The sequence below is a fragment of the Escherichia sp. AM3 genome (assembly GCF_032029835.1).
In the GTDB taxonomy this organism is placed as follows: domain Bacteria; phylum Pseudomonadota; class Gammaproteobacteria; order Enterobacterales; family Enterobacteriaceae; genus Escherichia; species Escherichia coli.
Genome location: NZ_JAVUPQ010001390.1, coordinates 1 through 229 on the forward strand (window position 1 = coordinate 1; position 229 = coordinate 229).

Sequence of the window (229 nt, forward strand, 5' to 3'; positions counted from 1 at the left end):
GAACCGGTCAAACATCCGCTAATACCCAGCACAGGTTTTGTTGTCATGGTGTGCACCTCCCGATCTCATACCTAAAAGTTACACAACAATGCGTATTTGTCCAAGTCTTGGCGGGATTATTTTTAAATCGTCTTTAAAATCAAGAGCAATCAGCTGCCCTTGTAAGTTGAGTAACCGTACTGGCTGAGCAGAAGCGGGATGTGCAGTTGTTCATTGGTGCGGGTGACGG

At 46.3% G+C, this 229-nt stretch carries 1 protein-coding gene; it reads right to left on the minus strand.

The annotated features are described in order from the left end of the window. Positions 1 to 149: 149 nt before the first annotated feature. Positions 150 to 229: hydroxyisourate hydrolase (locus tag RTW80_RS31180; protein WP_312722162.1), on the minus strand; the 80-nt coding region annotated here is incomplete at its 5' end.